Origin of the sequence: Bacillus pfraonensis (genome assembly GCF_050768835.1) — a bacterium.
GTDB classification, from domain to species: Bacteria; Bacillota; Bacilli; order Bacillales; family Bacillaceae_G; genus Bacillus_A; species Bacillus_A pfraonensis.
On the sequence record NZ_JAHCDO010000100.1, the window covers coordinates 1 to 350 of the forward strand.

Annotated in this window: 1 pseudogene; it reads left to right on the forward strand. The window is 39.4% G+C overall.

The window, feature by feature from the left end:
- Window positions 1-350, forward strand: a pseudogene (locus tag KFD70_RS29445) (IS200/IS605 family accessory protein TnpB-related protein); the annotation flags it as partial.

Consider the following 350-nt stretch of genomic DNA (forward strand, 5'->3'; position numbering starts at 1 on the left):
AACTGTTTTGCTCGCAATTTACCATCCGCGAGTTTGTACGTAACCATGACAAATGGAAAACATTATTTTCTCGTGCTCTAAATAAACAACTGATCCTATCTGGTCGGAAAGATGCCAAACATGGCAATTTTGTATTTCAGTATGTGCCTGAGACAAAAGAATTGTGGATGACGACAAGTTCTGGGAAAACACTTCAGTTTCCAGTTGTTACGTTCCCGTATGGGCAAGAAATGATTGAAGAAGTAATCACAACCCAATTACAGTGTAAGAATAAGAAAAAGGATGGCAAACCGATTGCGTGGTCTGTGGAAGACCACGGGGAGTATTACATTGTAAAATGTTTAGTCGAT